Below are 18,224 nucleotides of genomic sequence, written 5' to 3' on the forward strand. Positions count from 1 at the left end.
CTTTAAAGACTGCTTTTTATGAGGGTGTCGTTCAACAATCCAATGGTGATACTATCTTGGTCCATAAATTTGGAAGCATTCAAAAAATAGTCACAATGCGATTTGAAGAGCTCTTTGGGCGTGAATCCATTAATGGATTTCAGGGTATCCCCTATTTTTAGGGGTATGTCTTGATGTATACGATTGACCGTCCAAAGGGAATCATTGAGTATGCCCGGTATAAACTTTTTGGGTTCATCCAATGTAATGGGTGACATTGGAACCAAGGTGATCTTTTCATCAGTGTAGTTGAGGTAAACTGTAAAATGCTCAAGTACATCATTGCCTAAAAGGGCCTTGTTTAAAGAAGAAAACTCCACTGGAATTTTACTTTTACTATTTCCTAAAGTGACCTCTAAGGTTTTTAACTCCAGGGTGTCCAGATTACTGCCAAAAATCCCTGAAATGGATTTGTCCAAGAATATTTCAGACCTGGTATTATCAAAAAGTTTAGCATACTTTTTAGGTAATACCAGCCCACCATTGTAACCTACATCGAACAATACATTTTCAATAGTTTTTCCATCAATATTGATTTCAATTTCTGGTATGCCCGATAGAAAGCCCGTACTAAAGTTGATTGCGCTATTTATCCCTGCTTCTTCCCCTTCAAACGTTTCATTTGAAAAATAAAGTCGCTGTTTTTGATAATCGATTTTCCAGTTCTGGAGTTTTATAAGATTGGCACCTATAATACCATGCTCCGCCAAACAAGGACTATAAGATTCTTTGGCATAACGTAATTTTCCGGCAGCTATGTTTTGGTATGTTGTATTGGCCAATCTGATTTTATTTGCAGAAGTCATCTCTACCTTCCGTGTAATGCCCTGAGCAGTACTATTGCTCTTAGTAAAAACCGTTGGCAACTTTAAATCATTGGCCAAGTGTTTTTCAATTTTCGTGTAAAACGCTCCTGTATCAAAAATGAATTGATGCGGCTCTTGGTTATCCTCCAAAGAAGCATCGACCACAATGATTTTTTTCTTGTATGTAAAACTTATACTATCCACATGGTTGCTTATCACATCGGATTTTGCGTTCATGTTTATTTGGGTTACCGTGTTGCAGCTAAGACAAAAAGCAACAAGTAATACGAAAAGGATTCTGACTTGATGTTTCATTCTTTATCAGGGTTACTTTATGCTATTGAAATGTTTTCGTTCTATTTTCCTTTGCCAAAAAATCAACATGGGAACACCGATCAGGGATGGCAGTGCAAAGGCCAGGAAGGGATTCATGACATCGTACCGGGTAACAACCGTGGATAAAAAGGCCGTGAGGGTGGCAATATAGCCCCCCATCATGTTTCCAATATGGGATAAATACCAATGATAAGCCTTCTTTGGCTTTATAATGAATGGGTGCAGGTTAACATAGGAAATCAATAGCCCGCCAATTCCAAAACCCATGGATAGCAGGGCACCACCCGAAAAGGGACCGTTCTTTGATAGATAATAAATACCCAAGCCAACAAAAACAAGGTTTGCAATCGTATTTACAATCCCTGCAAACCAATCGAACCATTTTGGTCTTTGGCCTTTGTGGAGCTTTTTTAACCGAAGTATACGTACCCCACAAAAAACACTGTAGTAGCTTAGAAATGCGATTAAAAACAGAAATCTATTGAATTTATAACTCGCTACCGCGATACCGGTCACAAAAACCATCGTCATTGCCAGAACATAAATCCTTCCCGATTTTAGGTGAACGGATTTTCCCTTTTCACTTGCAATGGCAACTCCGCCAGTGACCAAAGCAATGGCACCAACAGTAATGTGTAAATACAAAACAAAATCCATCAGGGGCGCTATCATAAATTTGCAGATTTTACGCAAATATGACATCCAAGTTTAAGAATGGTGCAATGGTTTTAGGGGTATGGTAAGGTTGGGAAGTATATGTTATGAATGGGAAGGTAATTTTCCTATTGAACCAAAAATGATTCAAGCGCTTTAATTTTTGTTCGAGATACATTAATGGTTTCATCACTGTTTGCAAGCTCTAAACTTAAACCTCTCGCATTACCATTTATGTTGGTGATGAAACTTTTATTAACGATAAATCTGTTGTGACATCTAAAAAAGTTTTCCTTGGGCAAAGAGGTCTCAATATTTTTTATCCTTTGCCGTATTACTTTTTTAGCAACATTATGTTTATTCTGATAGTGGACTTCGATATAATTCCCTTCAGATTTGATAAACATGATATCCTCGAATTTTAGCTGTAGTTCGATATCGTTATTGTCCGATCTGAACAAGATTTTTTCTTCGCCTTTTGATTTCCCCTTTTTAATGATAGAGATTTCCTTTTTTAATTTTTCGGACAGTTGGTTTGCTTTAAGGAATTGTCTCTTTTGATAATTTTTTTGCTCTATAAGAATAGAAACAACTATAGGAATAATGCAAATCCCAAAGGTTATTTTCGCTGTTCTAAAGAACACGTTCAGAAATATTTTAGAGGGGTTTATACTATCGTATTGATACATCACTACGGCAATAAAGACGCATGATATGGTCAAAATGATCACTGATAGTACAAAAACATACAATAGGAACTCTTTGCCTATGGTCCAGGTGTCTTCGCTCATATGGCTTGGCAACAGTTTTTTTAGGCCGATGATACCAAAATGAATTGAACCGGCTATAATTACGGATATCACCAGAGCAATGACAACCCTTTCAAGAAAGTCAATCGTTGAGAATCCCAAAGGGGCCAAAAAAATAATTAATATAAATGTGATGATGGAAGGAACCCAAACACTATAGCGATTAAATATAAAGGGGTATGGCTTTTTTAAAAACTCAGGTATCATAATGATTCAAAATTATCAATATAATTTTTATCGTTTCATCATTTACCTTTTCAGCTTTCTGAATTGTTCCCACCTGTATCGATCCCAACTTTATAGGTTTACGTTTTCCCTTCAATCACTCCATCCTGAGTAGTTATCCGGGATTTCCGGACATGCAACCTTTCATCGGGTTCACCTTCTTTAAAAATGGTTACCCCATTTGCCCATGTGTTAACCATACGGTATCTCGCTCAAATTGAACAGTAATTTGAGTGGAACCATCAATAGCTTGGTAAATCTCTATATGCTTATCCGTAAACATATAGTTTTTAAAGGATACAATCAGCTTTAAATATTTTTTTTAAACACTATCAGTAGTAAGTTATCGTTTATTTGAACTTTTGTTGGACATCTTTCTAATCACACTCTCCCATGGTGTAATCACCTATGTTATTACATAGCACAGTTGAAGGATTAGGGGTAAGTTACCCCATTACATCCACAAACCGGATTGAGCTGCAGTTTTCTTTTCCAAGTTCTTCACAGTCTTCTTTACCGCACCCAAAAGTCGAGATTACAAACAGAAAAAGAATTGTAATTGTTTTATGTAGTTTAAAGATTTTCATTTATAATCTTTAAGTGTATTCTAATTCATAAATTGGTCTTCATCAATGTCCATCGAACCCTTATAAGCTATAATCAATCCATCTATTTACTGTTACTTGGAAGGGTCTATTGACATGAGCCAGCTAGTTTTCAATGAGATTAATTCGTGTGAACTCAAAAAACTGAGCGCATATGTTCTCGGTTTCAAAGGTCTCGAAAGCATAGCCATCAAACACAACCCTGTTTCCATCTTTTTTCAATTTCTCGGGGAAGTTACAGGCCCACAAAAGCCCGATGGTCAAACCCTCAATCTCACCATCATACGCTATAACATATATAGAGTTACAAGCCAAGGGCTTGCCCGAATCGGGAGCTATTACAGTGCCAGTACTATTGGAAACGGTCGTTGTCACCCTTCTGTCTTCCTCTTGAAAACACGTTGGTCGTATATCATCATCACTGGAACATGCATAAAAACCGCCAAAAATAAATACAACCAAAAAGACCAGTCGTATAGTAAACATAGCTCAAGAATTTATCTAATTGTAAGCATTTAACAAGATTATGGGTCAATCGCCAAAATAGTCCCCGAAAAAAAATCCATCAAGAAAAGAAACGGTTTTTCCATACCCTGTTTCCATTCAAATTTCTGTCCACACCGGTATTCCATTTACCTTGTATCGATGCAATTCCACTAGACGAGTAATCTTCTTCTATAAAACTATAAGCCCAATCTTACTCCTGATAAAGGATGGTTAAAAAACTCGCTTAATGGAAACAATTTTAATGTAATTCGAGTTAAAATCAAAATTTTTTTATTGTTGTTATATCAGTTTCATTGACTGTACCTCGCTATGAATTCGGTCAAAGTTCGACTTTAATTCTTGAGGTGTTTTTGGCATCGGTTCAGGTAGGCTTTGTACCATCCTAGGCTTTTTAAAGCATACTTTTTTATCCTTGCCATCAAAAAACACCACAAATTCCCCCTGCCTCAATCCATAGAAAGCATCTGCTCGTGTCTTGGCCACTTCCCGTTCACTTTGCGTCACCCGGGTATCGAAATTAAGGTTATAGCCTTTGTTCACGCTCTTGGACTGCTTTTTTACGATTTCAAAGAAGCGTTCATAGTATTTAGCGGTATCCGGGTCATTGGCCTTGCCAAAAAATTGGTAGGACAGATTGCTCAATATGGCCTTACTGGCCTTGTCCCCGTATAGCATATCATTTTGGATCTTGTCCTGGAGCACATAGACCGTTGCTATATCATAGCTCCGCAGTGTGGCCGGTATCCGATGCATATTTAATAGACGTATAGTGGAAGCCTCTTCGATAATAAAAAAAGAGGTCAATCGGTTCCGCTCGCTCATCTGTTTGGAAATAGTATGAATGACTGTGGCTATCACGGGAGACAGGGAGGTTTCTGTTTTTGGGTTGTTCACTATGGAAATGACCGAGGGGTTTTGGGGATTATTGATATCCAGAGGGACCTCATCCGCAGAGAGCGCCATAAATATTTTCCGGGTACTGATTTTTTTAAAGGCATTGGCCAGGGTACTTTTCACCCCTGCGGTCTGCCTATCGGAATCGACCCCGCTTATAAAGGCGTCGGCCATGGCCTTGGAAGTCAGGTCGGCACTTAAGAAACGTATCAACTGCTCCGTATCGAGGTGTTGGTAGAGTGCAATCATATGGGGAATGGTACAATAGTCCTCAAAGTCCTCCTTCAAGCGCCAGATCAACCCTCCTATCAATCCCTCCACCGCATCCTGAAAGAATTTGGAAGTACCGCTGCTACCACTTTCCTTGAGCTCCAGAAGGTTTTCCAGAAGGACGCGGGAGATTTCATGGACACTTTCCTCATCGGGCAAATAACGGGGCGCAATGGGATTGACCCGATGGTAAATGGGGTCAAAGGAAACGATATGGAATTTCCGATCGGTGCCCTTAAACAACGGATAGGCCATCTCGGTAATCTCAAAATTCTTGTAATCGTGCATCACTCCACAAAAGCGATGGGCCGCAAAATGTTGAAAGAGGTTGTGGACGATGCTTTCGGTCTTTCCGCTGCCCGCTGCCCCGATAATGGAAATACCCCTTCGGATATTGGACAGTACCAACTTGGTTCCCTTCGTCTGCAACACCAATCGATATTTTTTATCAAGGGTATTGGCTTCCTTGTTTGGGATGAAAACATAACATAGCAAATTGATAAACGCCCAAGGCAACAATAGGTAGAGCATTACCCTTAGGAAAACGTTCATTTCCAATAGAAAGAAAAGAGCTGTCACCACTCCAAGGACCAACAGCCAAGACCCGATAAACCCATAACGGAAGTACTTGACCAAAAGAAAAGAGATCAAGCTTCCCAATGGAAGCACCAGCAAAACCATATGTATAATGGAAGCAGTCAACATCCTCTTAGATTTCAATGCCCCCTGATCGGATGGCCCGTTCGACACCTTGTTTGAGCTTCATCAGGGTCTTATAGGCCAACTGCACCTTGTTGGTTGGGATGTTGGGGATGGTTACTCCCCCTTTGCGCAATAGTTTTAGGGCCAGTTCCTTTTCGTTGTTGGGCAATCCCATCAAAAGGGTCACAAACTTTTTGGGATCCTGTCGGTATAGCTTTTTCGTACCATATTTTTCCATGAAGTTTCGGTCATAGGCGAACATGCGGTCAAAGGTCTTTTCCGCAGCTTGGTAGAATTGATCACGGTGGAAGCCCTGTTTGACCTTTTTGCCGTGGAGGATGGTTTCGGAGGCCTTGAACTTGCTCCCCGGGGACAGGCTGTAGGTATTGGTCACATCCTTTCGGCTGACGATGATATGGATATGGGACTGTGCCCCTTCCTTTTTCATCCCTTCTACAATCATTTGGCCGTTGATCTTATGGGGAGCCTCTTGGGTCAAGCGATGGATTTCCTGTTGAATGGTCTTTGGGTTGCCTTGTAGTGCACCCCGTTCCACCTTGGCCAGGTCATTACGAAGTTTGGCGATCTGTTTGCGGTACGGGGCATTTTCCTGCACCTGTTTTTCAAAGCCCCGAAAGCTGCGTTCGTGTTCGATTTTCGCGTAATATTTGATGTCATCGACAGTGACCGTTCTATCCCGATAAAAGGAAGCGGCATAATCCTTCATGATTTCCCGGGTGTATTTTCGCAGCGCTTTTGCATCATTGCTGATCTGTTTGAGTTCCCGTTGGCTTGGACTTACCACAAGGGAATAGAACTTGGGTTCGTGCTTCTTGAGTTTGGCGGTATTGCCATCGATTTCCGATATGACCTTTTCTGGTGGTATAGCATTTTCGGTTTGGTCAAAAAAGGTCTCCTGCGCCCCTGGTTCCACCTCTAGGTTTTCTTTCTCCAAATAGGCCACATAGTCCTTTACGCTACCGTGATAGGTCTCAAAGCCTTTTCCGATTTTCTGTGCCGTGATAGTGATGTACATGGTCATAGATTTTTAAGGGTTCGTTTATAGTTTTCCAGTTCCCCTTCGGTGATGTCCAAACGGAGATAGGGTTTTCCAAAAGCGGGTTTTATTAGGGTTGTGTTTTCGATGAGATACTGGCTTTCCCTTTGGAGCATTTTCAATTTGTCCTGGAGGTGCTCGTAGCGGATTTTGGGAACGCTTATCTCAATTGGGGTTTCCTGTTTAGAGGAAGGTGGTTCCACCCGTGGTTTTTCCTGCTTGACCTTTTGTTCGAGCAGGGCTTCCAGAATGGCATTGGTGGGCTTGGTCTGTGTGATCTCGATATCCCGGATAATGGCGATGGATGCCTCGGTACGTTTGATGGAAGTCTCTGTAAGTTTTTGGTTTTTGATGATTTCCTGCAAGACACTTTGATCCATGCGGTCCGTAGGAACAAAGCCATGCCACTCAAAAAAGTCCATGACAGCTATAAGCGTTTCCGTGTGGGATTTTGCCGTTTTTTTAGAGAAACTGCGGAACCTTGTGGCCACCGCACTTTTAATATTGATGGCCGAAAATCGATATGTTTTTCTGTTCCGTTTCATGTTTTACAGCAACTTTTTTCAATCTTTTCAAGGGTTTCAAGAGGGTTTACAGCAAACAAGGGATGTCGAATACATCATCCCATCCTTGAATCCTCCAGTATCTATGGGCTTTGCGGAGCAAATGGGACTTGTAGCACCGCCTTGGCGTGCTACCCTCTCGCTATTCCGTTTCCCCGCGCGCTCGGGGAAATCGCCCTACCTATCCCAAGGTATAGGCCTTGACAGCTAAGGAAACACCAATACGGAATTTTAAGAGGTTGAAGAGGCTGGTTTTGGAAAAAATTCAAGGAAAGCGTCCAAGGGCTGTATATTTTCAATGAAAAAGGGAACCTATGTAGTTCCCTTTGCTAAAATAGTGGTGCGGCTCTTTTAGCTACAACAGCCCTTGATCGGCAAAACTGAAGTAGTCCCCATTGGGGGCGATGATGATATGATCGAGGACCTTGACATCGAAGAGCTGGGCGGCTTTTTGAATCTTTTGGGTAATGTCCCGATCCGGTTGGCTGGCCTGCAGTTTCCCACTGGGGTGGTTATGGGCCAGCAGGATTCCTACGGAAAGGGTCTTGAGCACTACGGCAAAGAGGATCCGCAGATCCACCAAAGTTCCCGTGATCCCGCCCTGTGAGATTTGGTAGATGCCCTTGACCTTGTTGCTATTGTTGAGCAGGACGATCTTAAAGGATTCGTGTACGGCGATTGTATCGGTATTCCATGTTTGGTAAAGCAGTTCCGCAGCATCCTTGGAGGATTTTATCTGTTTCCAAAAGGGGGCGGGGATGCGTTCTTTGTATCGGATATGGATTTCATTGACTTGTGTTCCCATGATGATGGTATTAGGGTGATAAAAAAAGAGGGCGGAACTGGGTTGATTGCCCCACCCTCTTAAGGCATCGACCTGACCGCATTAGGCGGTCTTGGCCGTTTTGGAGCTCTTGGCCTTGGCAGGCGTTTTAGGCGTATTTCCCTTTTGGGGAGTTGGCTCGGCTTCTTGGGATTCCTTGCCTCCCAAGAGCAGGATCTCGGTGGCCACGATCTCGGTCACATAGACCTTGACATCCATCTCATTGGTATAGCTTCGGGAGACCAATTTCCCCTCGATGGCAATTTCCTTCCCTTTGTGGGCGTACTGTTCGATGACCTCCGCCCTTTTGTCCCAGGCCACCACGTTGTGCCACTGGGTGGATTGTACCTTTTCCCCTTGGGCGTTCTTGTAATACTCGTTGGTGGCCATGGCAAAGCGTACGGTCTTGCTACCGCTTTCCAGTACGGCCACTTTGGGATCGTTTCCGATGTTCCCGATCAATTGGACTTTGTTTCTCAATGTACTCATGATTAAAAAATTTAAAGATTAGAATTATATGAAGCCCTATCCGTCAGGGCGTTGAAAACTGATTTACTTATTATATCCAGAGCGTTTTCCTTTTTGTTCGTTTTTAACTTTTGAAGTGCTCCCGTTTTATTGTTTTCGTATGATTTCATCGTTCTTGGTTTAAATGATTTACTTCCCATAGGGCCGTCACGTATCCTTTTTGTTGCTGATCGTGGTACAACCTCCAGGCTTGTACAAGGGCGTATAAAAAGCGAAGCGGCTTTATGCCGCCCGCAAGGCTGGATGTTGTTGTTTTGCCGTCAAAAAGGAAGCACGGACGGCTTGGGCAAGGGAATCAAGAACGGGAAATGCGAAAGGAATGGGAGCCACGGAAAAAACAATGGAAATACACGGAATTTAATGCTTATTCCCAACAACAAACACAGCGAAGATTTGATAGAAATGAGACCTATTGGGATGTATGTACCCCAAACACCCTTTAGCCATTAAGTAGGGTATCAAGTGGGCATTGGGCTAAGGAGTGTGGAATATGAGGGTAGATTTTCAATAGCACGAACCTAAAAATGTACTACTCTAGCATCTGTAATGGTAATAAAAGCCATCAAAGTCAAATTTGGACAACCTTTATCTGAGCAGAACGATTTAGAAAAAGGTATCCTTCCTTTTAAAGTTTTTAGATGCATTTCACGATTTAAAAACCCTCCCTTTTCATATTATCATATCGCGTTGGAAATAGATCAATATGATTCAGGAAAGATCGAAAAAATGGTATTACATACGGAAGCTACCTTTGATTATTTGGTTTACAGACCATTTTTTCAGCTACCGATACCGAGCCTCAGTTTAATTCGAGGGAGCACTTTAATTATTAATGATACAATGAACATGATATGAGAAAAAGATAAGGCAGTCTAAGCCGTAAGGTAATTATATGAAGACTTCGAAAGTAAAAAATATTCTTTTACCATTTATGTTGCCCAACCATACTCGGACAATTAATATTTGGTCCCGTTCTGATAAGTTCAAATCGTTTCTAATCCAATTCATTTTTAAAAGATCGCGAAACCGGAATACTGGTTTTCTCCATAAGCGTCAATGAATTGTAACTTCTTTGTTTAATAAAATTTATATTCACAAGATAGGATCTGTGGCATTGTATAAAATTTGGGGGCAGCTCTTCCTTAATTTGGTGAAGTTTCCCCCTCACATAATGGTTTTTACCATCACTGGTAAAGATATTTAAGTAGTGGTCATCGGCTTTGATATACATCAAGTCACTTATATATACTCTAGCCTTATCCTTGAGGACAATATGATTTTTAATGACTATTCTTTTTAATTCATCAATCTTTTTTGAGGACTCTCTTTGGTCTATTTCAAGGTTCTTGAAGCGGACACCCAAAATGGCAGCAAAAACTACGGCTTCCAATAAGGCACCTACATACAAAAAGAAGGATGCATGAAGGCCAAATCGGTCCTCAAAACCATCGAAGCCATAAAAAATCTGAGCCAAGTAGGACAAATTAGCGAAACAGAAGAATAATAGGGAACCAAAAACAAATAGGGTAGCCACCTTTGTTTTCAACCTCAAAAACTTGACATAACTGACTAGAGCAAAAACTGAAAAAAGAGGGGATAATAACATGAATGCATGTTTTTGCGCACCATGTCCCCAAATACCCAACAGGAAAACCAGAATAAAGATTCCTAAAACTAAAATATTCCTAGCCCAAACCAATACCTTATCCCATTGCGGTATCTTTTTAGGGGTATCAAGCAGTGCCCGCGCAAAGGATATATAAAAAATATAGGTGGCCAGATGAACACTGGGGCTGCTCATGATATGTATGTTCCTGTACGGACCAGGCAAAAGGCCTTGACCCAAAAAAAAGAGAAATAAGAAAAAAAAATAAAGGGAATAATATAAAAATTGCTGGTTCCTATTAATCAGGAAGATAATTAAATGGTAAAAACTAAGGATAAAAATTGATCCTCTGAGGTAGTTATAAAAATTCGAGTAAATATCCCCTAGCATCCTTACAAATCAGAAATTTTGTTCCTTAAAATTCCACAGATATACTATTGCTTGAAAAGTTACCGTTTTTATCATAGGCGATAACCTTGAAATAATACATGGTATTTGGTTCAATAGCTGTAGTGGCGGATGTTTGGTCGGTTTCTGAGATTAATTCATCAGGTGGGTCATTTAGTGAAAAGAACACGTTATAGTAATTAATGTCATTATCCAAATCCGTGCTCTGCCAAGAAAGTGTAACAGTATTGTCTCCATTGTTATTTACTCCCAAGTTGGGTGGAAACGGAACATGGTTCTCTTCGGACAACCCTTCAGTATAAAAGGTGAATTCCTCACTGGTTTTGGAATTGCCGAACCCATCGGCTACAGTTATCTTCCACCGATATAATGTTCCAGGCTCTAAATCTAAGATAGTCGAAGACGCCCCTGTCAATTCTGTAAATTGTGTCCCTGCTACAACATCCTCATATTCCAATAAAAATGAGTTTACACCTTCCACATCTTCCCAGTCTAGTTGCACACTTATCAGCCCCGAAGCCAATTCTGTACCCAAACATTGGGAGTTGTTTTCCGGTAAAAGCAGGGTAACTGCTTGCAAATCTACATTGGTTTCGAACTTTCCTTCACAACCTGTCAAAAGGATGAAGAATAAACTAACGATGATAGTATTCCTATAATATGAACCCATGAATTTATTCTTTAACAATTTTAAACGACTTTATAGCATCCAAGCTATTTGATTGGATTAAGTAAACACCACTTGGTAGGGTTGACAGGTCGATGGACGCCTTTCCTGAAATTATCTCCAACTCAACTTGTTTGACCATTTGACCACTCAGCGAGTAGATATTTAGTCTCCCTTTTTCATCTGAAGTAAACCCTTGGAAATTCAGTATGTCAACCACTGGATTTGGATAAATAGAAATATCTCCTATCTGGATTATTTCTGCATAAATCCCTTGACAATCGGAAGAACCCGATATACTAATTTCATTTTTACCTTTCTCCACCGGCACCGTTAGAATTTCTTTCCCAGTGCTTTCCATACTGAAACTATATTGTTTTTGGTTTACATAAACTTCATATTCCTTACTTCCATCTACTATAAATCGGGCCTTCAGGTTCCTTGAATCTATACCTTGGGTCGTGGCCGATATACGATCGTATGTTTTAATCTCAACTCCAAAGCAACGTTCAAAATCTGGGAGTTCACCAGTTGTAATACACACTTGATAACTTCCTTGGGCCAAATTGGTCGCGACATAGTCATTGCTAAAATTCGCTGTGCCCACTGGATTACCATCCAAACTTACTTCGAATGTATACTGCTCGTTATCGACGCTTACTTCAAAACTACCATTGCTCCTGTCAGGACAAGTTTCACTCAGTACCAAAACGGAAATATCTTCCAGCCCAATGTCCAATCCAGTTTCTGGACAACCATTTTCATTCGATATACCTGCCTCAAGTGGGCAATTATCCATACTGTCGGGAACACCATCATTATCATCATCCAAATCAGCATTATTTCCTGTTCCATCGCCATCGGTATCCGTGTCCTCACTGTCATCCCTAGGAAAAGCATCCTCCGTGTCTGGTATGCCATCACCATCATCATCCGTATCACAGAGATCTCCAATACCGTCACCATCCAAATCAGCTTGGTCAGCATTTGCCGTGTTAGGACAGTTATCTACTACGTCAAGAACGCCATCGTTATCAGAATCCGAACCATTTGCAGCGTTATTATCGATTATCTGCCCCTTTACTTGTGACACCGGAATAGTAATATCCGATTCGTTGGTTGTTATTTCAACAATAAAGGTCTCAACTTCTTCCTCAACAGTGTCGTCTATAATCTCAATCTCAAAAGTTGCCGATGATTGTCCAGGTTCAATAAATACGGTATTGCCGATTTGGTTTTTTAGCCCATTTATAAAATCAGTTCCCAATTCCGCAGATGTCCCACTTGCACTTTCAGACAAAGACACATCAAACCCAAGACTATTTTGTGTGCCATTAGTTGCACTATTTCCATTATCATCTCCCAAGCCCAAAGCGAATATGGCATCTTGAAGACCTTCTGCCCCATCTTGGATTTTCGTCAAGATAATATGGTTGTCATTATCGGCTATCCCCAATTGGGCACTCGGCAGTAACCCATTTATGTCCACAAAATAGCCATCCCCTTCTTGTATTTCCAATCCAACCGATTCCAGACCTTCAAAAATCATGTCATCTATTGCACTGATTGAAATTTCCGTGGAAGACTGCCCATTGGGAATAATCCTATTTCCACTTAGGCTGAAATCGGTTCCTTGCTGAGCTGTACCGATGTCCAACCAATTCAATTGGATGTCCTGCCCGCTAGTATTGGTCAAGGCATTCCCATTCCCGTCAGTGAGCGAAATGGTAAAAACTGAAGGAATGCCATTTTCATCGATGTTGTTTCCAGCGGCTACCTCAATTCGGAAATCATCTTCAATAACATTGTAAGTGTAAGTGAAGGACAAATCCCCTGGAACTAATGGGAGTTCAGTAGAATTCGATGTCACTTCCAACACAATGGATTCATTTCCTTCTATTTCGGTGTCGGCTAATATAACCAGACCCGGAACAGGAATTGGATTGTTGCCATCATAGGTTTGTGCAGGTATTTGAATGGTAAGTGGTTGCCCATTATTAAATTCATAGTCTGAACCTGCAACGGCAGGATTACTGAAAGAAGCATTGCTGGTCACATCCGTAATTTGAATAGTTGTTGGAATGGTCACGGTACCATTTAGTACCAATTGTGGATTTGGAAAAGCAAGGTCTTCGAGCATCGACTCACTTGAAACCAAAAATGCTACACTAACTTGGTTGGGGGCAGCAGAACAATCTTCCAAAAATTGTGTCCCCGCATCATACTGCCAAGTTGATGAGACATTGCCCACGGTGGCCCCATCAACTTCAACGCATGATAAATCCGGGAAATTGCCCGTAATGATAACATCACTGATGTTTCCATTATTTCCATTTTTTAAATTTAATGAGGTTAATGGTACACCTCCGTTCGTACCATTGTATGCCAAAAATATTCTGTCAATATTTGGACAAGCGGAAAAATCCAACGAAGTAATCCCTGTGTTCTCGCCCTCATATGTAGATAGACTACTGGATGTTCCACCGTCTTGCAAACTTGTAAGGTCTAAGGTAGTAAGGTTGGGGTTATTTCTAACGCTCAGCGTTTCTAAGGTTGTAAGATTCGTGATGTCCAGACTTGTCAAATCATTGTCCACTACGGAAAGCCGTTCCAAGTCTCTTAAAAAAACAGACAAGGGCAAATTTTGCAAGTTGGGATTCCCTTCGATCTCAACATTGACCAAAGCCCTATTGTTCAACTGTAAACCATTAAAGGTACCAAGTGACGTCCCTGCGACTCTCAGGGTTTTGAGAAGAATATTTTCATCCAATTGAAAACTGGTAAGTTTTGGTAAATTCTCTACAATCAAATCAGTTGCCCTGATATCAAAAATCGTCAAATCTTCAAGGTTGGACCTATTTTCCACGGCAAAAATAGTTAGGTCCTCCCCTGCCACTTCCATGGAGGTCAGTGGAGAATCATCTGCCGGTAATACCAGGTTCGAAATAGTATTGAATCTAAGGGAAAGGTTTTCTAAAAAATCATTGGTCGATAGGTCCAAAGAAGTCAATTGGGTTCCCTCAATTGCCAGAAACCTGATACCGGTATCAGAAACATTGAGACTGCTCAAGTCAGGATGGTTCAAAAGGAACAATGATGCCAGAGGATTTGAACTCACATCCACGCGTTGAAGCCTTGTATTGAACTCCAAGTTTAAATCAACAATACCATTTCCAAAGACCTCCAGTACCTCCAATGCCACATTGTTGACCAGATTTAATGCATTTAGACTACAGGCATTGGCGTATAGTTCCCTGAGTTGAAGGTTTTGGCTCAAATCTATGGTGCCCAGATTGATTTGGTTAACGTTCAGAACCTCCAAATCGACAAAATCCTGAATTCCCTCCATGGAATTGATGAACAAGCGCTCCACATTGACATTGGTCACCCCAACTAGGGCCGAAGTGAGCACCCTGCCATCGTTCGGGGTGGCATCAATCCCTTGATCGACCAGATACTGTTCAAAAACAGTATCCGGAATCAAGGTGTACTCGGATGTACAATTGGCTTGGTACGAGGCCATATTATCTTTCACCCAACCCGTGGGCGATGTTCCAACTATTGAAGCATCGACCTGTATACAACTCAAATTGGGGTTGTTCTCCAGTTGAAGGCTTGTTATCGAGCCATTGAAGCCATTTTGAACATTGGCCTCTGTTAATGCACCATTATAACTGTTGTACGCGCTTAGCCTTGTCATATTTGGATTATTGGAAATATCAATTGTTGTTAAACCAGACCCATAGGTTTCCAATATCTCTAGAGCAGTTAAACTGCTCACATCGATATTCGAGAGCGATTCATTCAGTTGCACCCCTAAATAAGTTAAATTAGGCACGCTGCTTAAATCCAAATTGGAGATACCGGAATCGGCCAAAAGCAAGGATGTCACATTTTGTTTTCCCGTAAGGTCTAAGGAAGTAAATTGGGTTCCCCTTGGTACCAGGGTTATATCCTCTAAAAGATTATTAGTACTTATGTCCACCCCACTCAATTGGGGAGCATTTATAATGGATAGACGTACCAGGTTTGGATTTCCCGAAAAATTGATTTGTGGCAAGGAGGCCGCTTGATCGTTAATTAAGCTGAAATCTTCCAGTGCCGTAAAGTCCTGTATTCCTGCAAAACTGGATATATTGTAATCAGAGATATCCAATGTCGTTACTGTATTGATGGATGCCGTAGGTACCCTACCGTCAATGGTAGGGTTTGTGTCAATTCCTTGATCGATTAGGTATTGCTCAAATATAGGATTTGGAATTTCAGTATATTCAGTAATGGATGTATCCACGAATATCTCTGAGGACAAGGAAACCCTATTTCCGTTTTCAATGCCCGTACCACTAACCAATAGTTTTGAAGAATCAACTAATTGAACCGAGTTGAGCTCTACATCATTGAGTCCAAAGCTTTGCTCCAAAATACCGTTGTTGGCAAATGAGGCGTCCATTGTTCCTGTATCATCAAATACAGCAACAAAACCATTGGTGCCGCTTGTACCTACGACGGCGAATTTATTTCCTGCCAAATATTGAATTTCATAGGCGCTCAAGTTTGCATTGGCAAGCCCCAGATAGAGGTATGAGTTGGTGCCAAAGGAATTGTCCGGTGTGCCATCTGAATTGTATTTTCTCACCTTTACCCTATTGCCCGATATATTCTCATTACCCAAAACCAAAAAACTACCGTCATCGTAAATGATGAAATCCATTGCATTGTTGGAACTTGCGGTATAGATATCCGATGCCAAAAAATTGGTATCTTCAACACCATTGGGATTAAACTTTTTGAGAGCAAAAGTTCTGGATGTACCATTGATCAATTCACCACTCACATAGATGTTCCCATCATTTCCCGTTTTAATTTTTGAGGGAACAAAGCGCCCACCGGAAATAGTTGGCCTTACTATGCCATTAGTGCCAAAACCAGTATCCAGAAGCCCTGCATTTGTTCCCTGTCCCAAATAACGGGCGATAACAAATTCCGAATCACTGGTTCCTGCCACCACTAATTTTGTTTGGCCATTATCTTCCATGGCCGTAACGGATGAGGCAATATCATTGCTTCCATTGTTGATATCAGTCTGGACGATATCATTTATTGACCCACCAAAATCTATACGTGTGAATGCCCCGTTTATGTTTTCCGTAAGTCGGGCCAACATAAAATCATTGTCACCATTGGTGTTGATCACGCCGACACCTATTAAATGTTCATCAGAAGATGCACTACCAGAGTTATCTTGGTAATATGCACCATGGTTCAGCTCCAAATCGACCAGGGTGGTCGCGATTTCGCCTATGTTCCCAATTCCACCTACACTAGGATTTACTGCTTGGATGTATTTATATCCGGTCAACGGTTGCTCACTCACTGCTATTACAGGAAATGGGTATGGAGTACTTCCTCCGGATCTCTTGGTCAGAATACTTTTGATAATCTTATGTTTAGGTTCCAGTATATATCTTCCAGAACGGTTGCCAAAATTTGGATCGGGCTGGGTATTGGATTGCAACCTGATCATAGTCAATGTGAACGTATACCCACTTGTGGAGTCATAAAAGTCAGCTGTACTACTGTAACCTACCCCAAGCACTTCGGCATTATCCATTTTGAATCCCTTGACCAAAAAATCTTGGTGGCCTAAAAAATCAAAAGGCTCTGATACGCCATCAGGGCTAAAGGTATTGACCAACCCACCATTAGGCCCTACTTTTCGAAAATGAAAATCATTCCATCTGTTATCAGAACCATAGTATAAAATTTCTCCGTTGGCATAATCCAGAAAATTGTCTTGAATACTGTTAATGGAACTTCTGAAAATAGAAAAACCGGAGTTAAATCTCCCAAAATCGCCATAGCTCATATCATAATCTCCAAGATTTGTATTGTACCGTCTTAAAGTCCCGCCATAACCGACCATGATACCATTTGGGCTATAAATCGCTGCTCGTTCACCAATATCAAAAGGACCGGAAAATAAATCGCCTGTATGTTCAATTATTGATAATTTCCAATTTCTTATACCAGATGGTTTATGCACAACTGCGTAGCCACCTACTCCGTTAAAAGTTTGCTTGTCAACTGAGCTTATAGATCCTACTAATTGGTCGGTAAGGCCATCATCCGAAAAGGTAGGGTCAAACTCACCATTTGCAGTCAGCTTTAAAAGATAGCTGCCACCTCCGCCTCTTCTATTTAGCGGAACAACAATCTTATAATTTGTAGGAAAGGCAATGGGACTCAGAGCCAATCGGACGTCCTCGGCCAAATCTATTGTAGTCGTACCATTTACCCCAAAGGAAGTATCCAACTTGCCTTGTGGGTTATATTTTACAATTTGTGGGTTGTTCGCCTGATCTTGTATTCCAACCACAAAAGAGCCATCGGGAAAAGCATCGAGATATTGTGCTGTAAGTCCATTGGCGATATCGACGTCATTAACCACAACCATACCATTGATTCCGAAATTTTGATCTAAGGTACCGTTATTATTAAATCTTAAAACAACTTCAAGGTCTCTGTTGAAATCATTAAATTGACCAAGCACGGTTATCATATAATTTTCATAGGCAGCATCATAGGTGGTGAACCTAATTTCTTTTAAAAATTTGGTGACCACTCCATTAGCACCATAATTGGGGTTCAGTTCCCCAGGGGTCTGGCTGCTTCCTGTGTAGGAAACAAAAATCAATAGGATAAATAGTAGTTGTTTTTTCATTTCG

14 protein-coding genes are annotated in these 18,224 nt (G+C 41.1%); 1 reads left to right on the top strand and 13 read right to left on the bottom strand.

The features are described 5' to 3' along the window. Window positions 1–2: 2 nt before the first annotated feature. The 10 genes from AC13CS_RS03110 to AC13CS_RS03155 all read right to left on the bottom strand — a co-directional run bounded on the left by AC13CS_RS03110 (window position 3) and on the right by AC13CS_RS03155 (window position 8,928). Window positions 3–1,082 (bottom strand): aspartyl protease family protein, encoded by a 1,080-nt coding sequence (locus tag AC13CS_RS03110; protein WP_293169067.1) that lies wholly within the window; start codon window positions 1,080–1,082, stop codon window positions 3–5. A 90-nt stretch (window positions 1,083–1,172) separates the two neighbouring features. Beyond that, the gene (locus AC13CS_RS03115) at window positions 1,173–1,853 is read right to left on the bottom strand and encodes a hypothetical protein (RefSeq protein ID WP_293169069.1); all 681 of its coding nucleotides are present in this window, start codon (window positions 1,851–1,853) and stop codon (window positions 1,173–1,175) included. A gap of 110 nt (window positions 1,854–1,963) precedes the next feature. Further along, complete coding sequence (locus AC13CS_RS03120) at window positions 1,964–2,479, bottom strand: LytTR family DNA-binding domain-containing protein (RefSeq protein ID WP_293169071.1); 516 nt, start codon at window positions 2,477–2,479, stop codon at window positions 1,964–1,966. A gap of 1,100 nt (window positions 2,480–3,579) precedes the next feature. Beyond that, window positions 3,580–3,960 (bottom strand): hypothetical protein, encoded by a 381-nt coding sequence (locus AC13CS_RS03125; RefSeq protein ID WP_293169073.1) that lies wholly within the window; start codon window positions 3,958–3,960, stop codon window positions 3,580–3,582. Window positions 3,961–4,260: 300 nt separating this feature from the next. After that, window positions 4,261–5,850 (bottom strand): type IV secretion system DNA-binding domain-containing protein, encoded by a 1,590-nt coding sequence (locus AC13CS_RS03130; RefSeq protein WP_293169133.1) that lies wholly within the window; start codon window positions 5,848–5,850, stop codon window positions 4,261–4,263. 4 nt (window positions 5,851–5,854) lie between these two features. Continuing rightward, window positions 5,855–6,883, bottom strand: a complete 1,029-nt coding sequence (gene mobB / locus AC13CS_RS03135; protein WP_293169075.1) for a MobB family relaxase — start codon at window positions 6,881–6,883, stop codon at window positions 5,855–5,857. Window positions 6,884–6,885: 2 nt separating this feature from the next. Next, the gene (locus tag AC13CS_RS03140; RefSeq protein WP_293169077.1) at window positions 6,886–7,449 is read right to left on the bottom strand and encodes a BfmA/BtgA family mobilization protein; all 564 of its coding nucleotides are present in this window, start codon (window positions 7,447–7,449) and stop codon (window positions 6,886–6,888) included. Window positions 7,450–7,822: 373 nt separating this feature from the next. Next, a complete protein-coding gene (locus AC13CS_RS03145; protein WP_293169079.1) occupies window positions 7,823–8,272 on the bottom strand; it encodes a JAB domain-containing protein in 450 nt (149 codons plus the stop codon). An 81-nt stretch (window positions 8,273–8,353) separates the two neighbouring features. Beyond that, a complete protein-coding gene (locus AC13CS_RS03150) occupies window positions 8,354–8,779 on the bottom strand; it encodes a single-stranded DNA-binding protein (protein ID WP_293169081.1) in 426 nt (141 codons plus the stop codon). An 11-nt stretch (window positions 8,780–8,790) separates the two neighbouring features. Then, window positions 8,791–8,928, bottom strand: coding sequence for a hypothetical protein (locus AC13CS_RS03155; RefSeq protein WP_293169083.1), 138 nt, complete (start codon window positions 8,926–8,928; stop codon window positions 8,791–8,793). A 198-nt stretch (window positions 8,929–9,126) separates the two neighbouring features. Between AC13CS_RS03155 and AC13CS_RS03160 the strand changes: the two genes are divergently transcribed. Next, a complete protein-coding gene (locus tag AC13CS_RS03160; RefSeq protein WP_482888396.1) occupies window positions 9,127–9,261 on the top strand; it encodes a hypothetical protein in 135 nt (44 codons plus the stop codon). A gap of 551 nt (window positions 9,262–9,812) precedes the next feature. Here the strand turns inward: AC13CS_RS03160 and AC13CS_RS03165 are convergent. From AC13CS_RS03165 to AC13CS_RS03175, 3 genes are read right to left on the bottom strand one after another with little or no spacing between them, the layout of a single operon-like run. Further along, on the bottom strand, window positions 9,813–10,814 hold the full coding sequence (locus AC13CS_RS03165; RefSeq protein WP_293169085.1) for a LytTR family transcriptional regulator DNA-binding domain-containing protein: 1,002 nt from the start codon (window positions 10,812–10,814) through the stop codon (window positions 9,813–9,815). Between the two features lie 25 nt (window positions 10,815–10,839). Continuing rightward, window positions 10,840–11,502, bottom strand: a complete 663-nt coding sequence (locus AC13CS_RS03170) for a fibronectin type III domain-containing protein (RefSeq protein ID WP_293169087.1) — start codon at window positions 11,500–11,502, stop codon at window positions 10,840–10,842. Window positions 11,503–11,506: 4 nt separating this feature from the next. Next, window positions 11,507–18,220 carry a thrombospondin type 3 repeat-containing protein gene (locus AC13CS_RS03175; protein ID WP_293169089.1) on the bottom strand — a complete coding sequence of 2,238 codons (6,714 nt, stop codon included), beginning with the start codon at window positions 18,218–18,220 and terminating at the stop codon, window positions 11,507–11,509. Window positions 18,221–18,224 lie beyond the last annotated feature (4 nt).

Source organism: Flagellimonas sp. B-3 (genome assembly GCF_056857835.1).

Coding starts and splice junctions, on each gene's coding strand:
- AC13CS_RS03110 (WP_293169067.1), bottom strand. CDS start 1,082: ATGAACGCAAAATCCGATGTGATAAGCAACCATGTGGATAGTATAAGT.
- AC13CS_RS03115 (WP_293169069.1), bottom strand. CDS start 1,853: ATGATAGCGCCCCTGATGGATTTTGTTTTGTATTTACACATTACTGTT.
- AC13CS_RS03125 (WP_293169073.1), bottom strand. CDS start 3,960: ATGTTTACTATACGACTGGTCTTTTTGGTTGTATTTATTTTTGGCGGT.
- AC13CS_RS03130 (WP_293169133.1), bottom strand. CDS start 5,850: ATGTTGACTGCTTCCATTATACATATGGTTTTGCTGGTGCTTCCATTG.
- mobB (WP_293169075.1), bottom strand. CDS start 6,883: ATGTACATCACTATCACGGCACAGAAAATCGGAAAAGGCTTTGAGACC.
- AC13CS_RS03140 (WP_293169077.1), bottom strand. CDS start 7,449: ATGAAACGGAACAGAAAAACATATCGATTTTCGGCCATCAATATTAAA.
- AC13CS_RS03145 (WP_293169079.1), bottom strand. CDS start 8,272: ATGGGAACACAAGTCAATGAAATCCATATCCGATACAAAGAACGCATC.
- AC13CS_RS03150 (WP_293169081.1), bottom strand. CDS start 8,779: ATGAGTACATTGAGAAACAAAGTCCAATTGATCGGGAACATCGGAAAC.
- AC13CS_RS03155 (WP_293169083.1), bottom strand. CDS start 8,928: ATGAAATCATACGAAAACAATAAAACGGGAGCACTTCAAAAGTTAAAA.
- AC13CS_RS03160 (WP_482888396.1), top strand. CDS start 9,127: ATGCGAAAGGAATGGGAGCCACGGAAAAAACAATGGAAATACACGGAA.
- AC13CS_RS03165 (WP_293169085.1), bottom strand. CDS start 10,814: ATGCTAGGGGATATTTACTCGAATTTTTATAACTACCTCAGAGGATCA.
- AC13CS_RS03170 (WP_293169087.1), bottom strand. CDS start 11,502: ATGGGTTCATATTATAGGAATACTATCATCGTTAGTTTATTCTTCATC.
- AC13CS_RS03175 (WP_293169089.1), bottom strand. CDS start 18,220: ATGAAAAAACAACTACTATTTATCCTATTGATTTTTGTTTCCTACACA.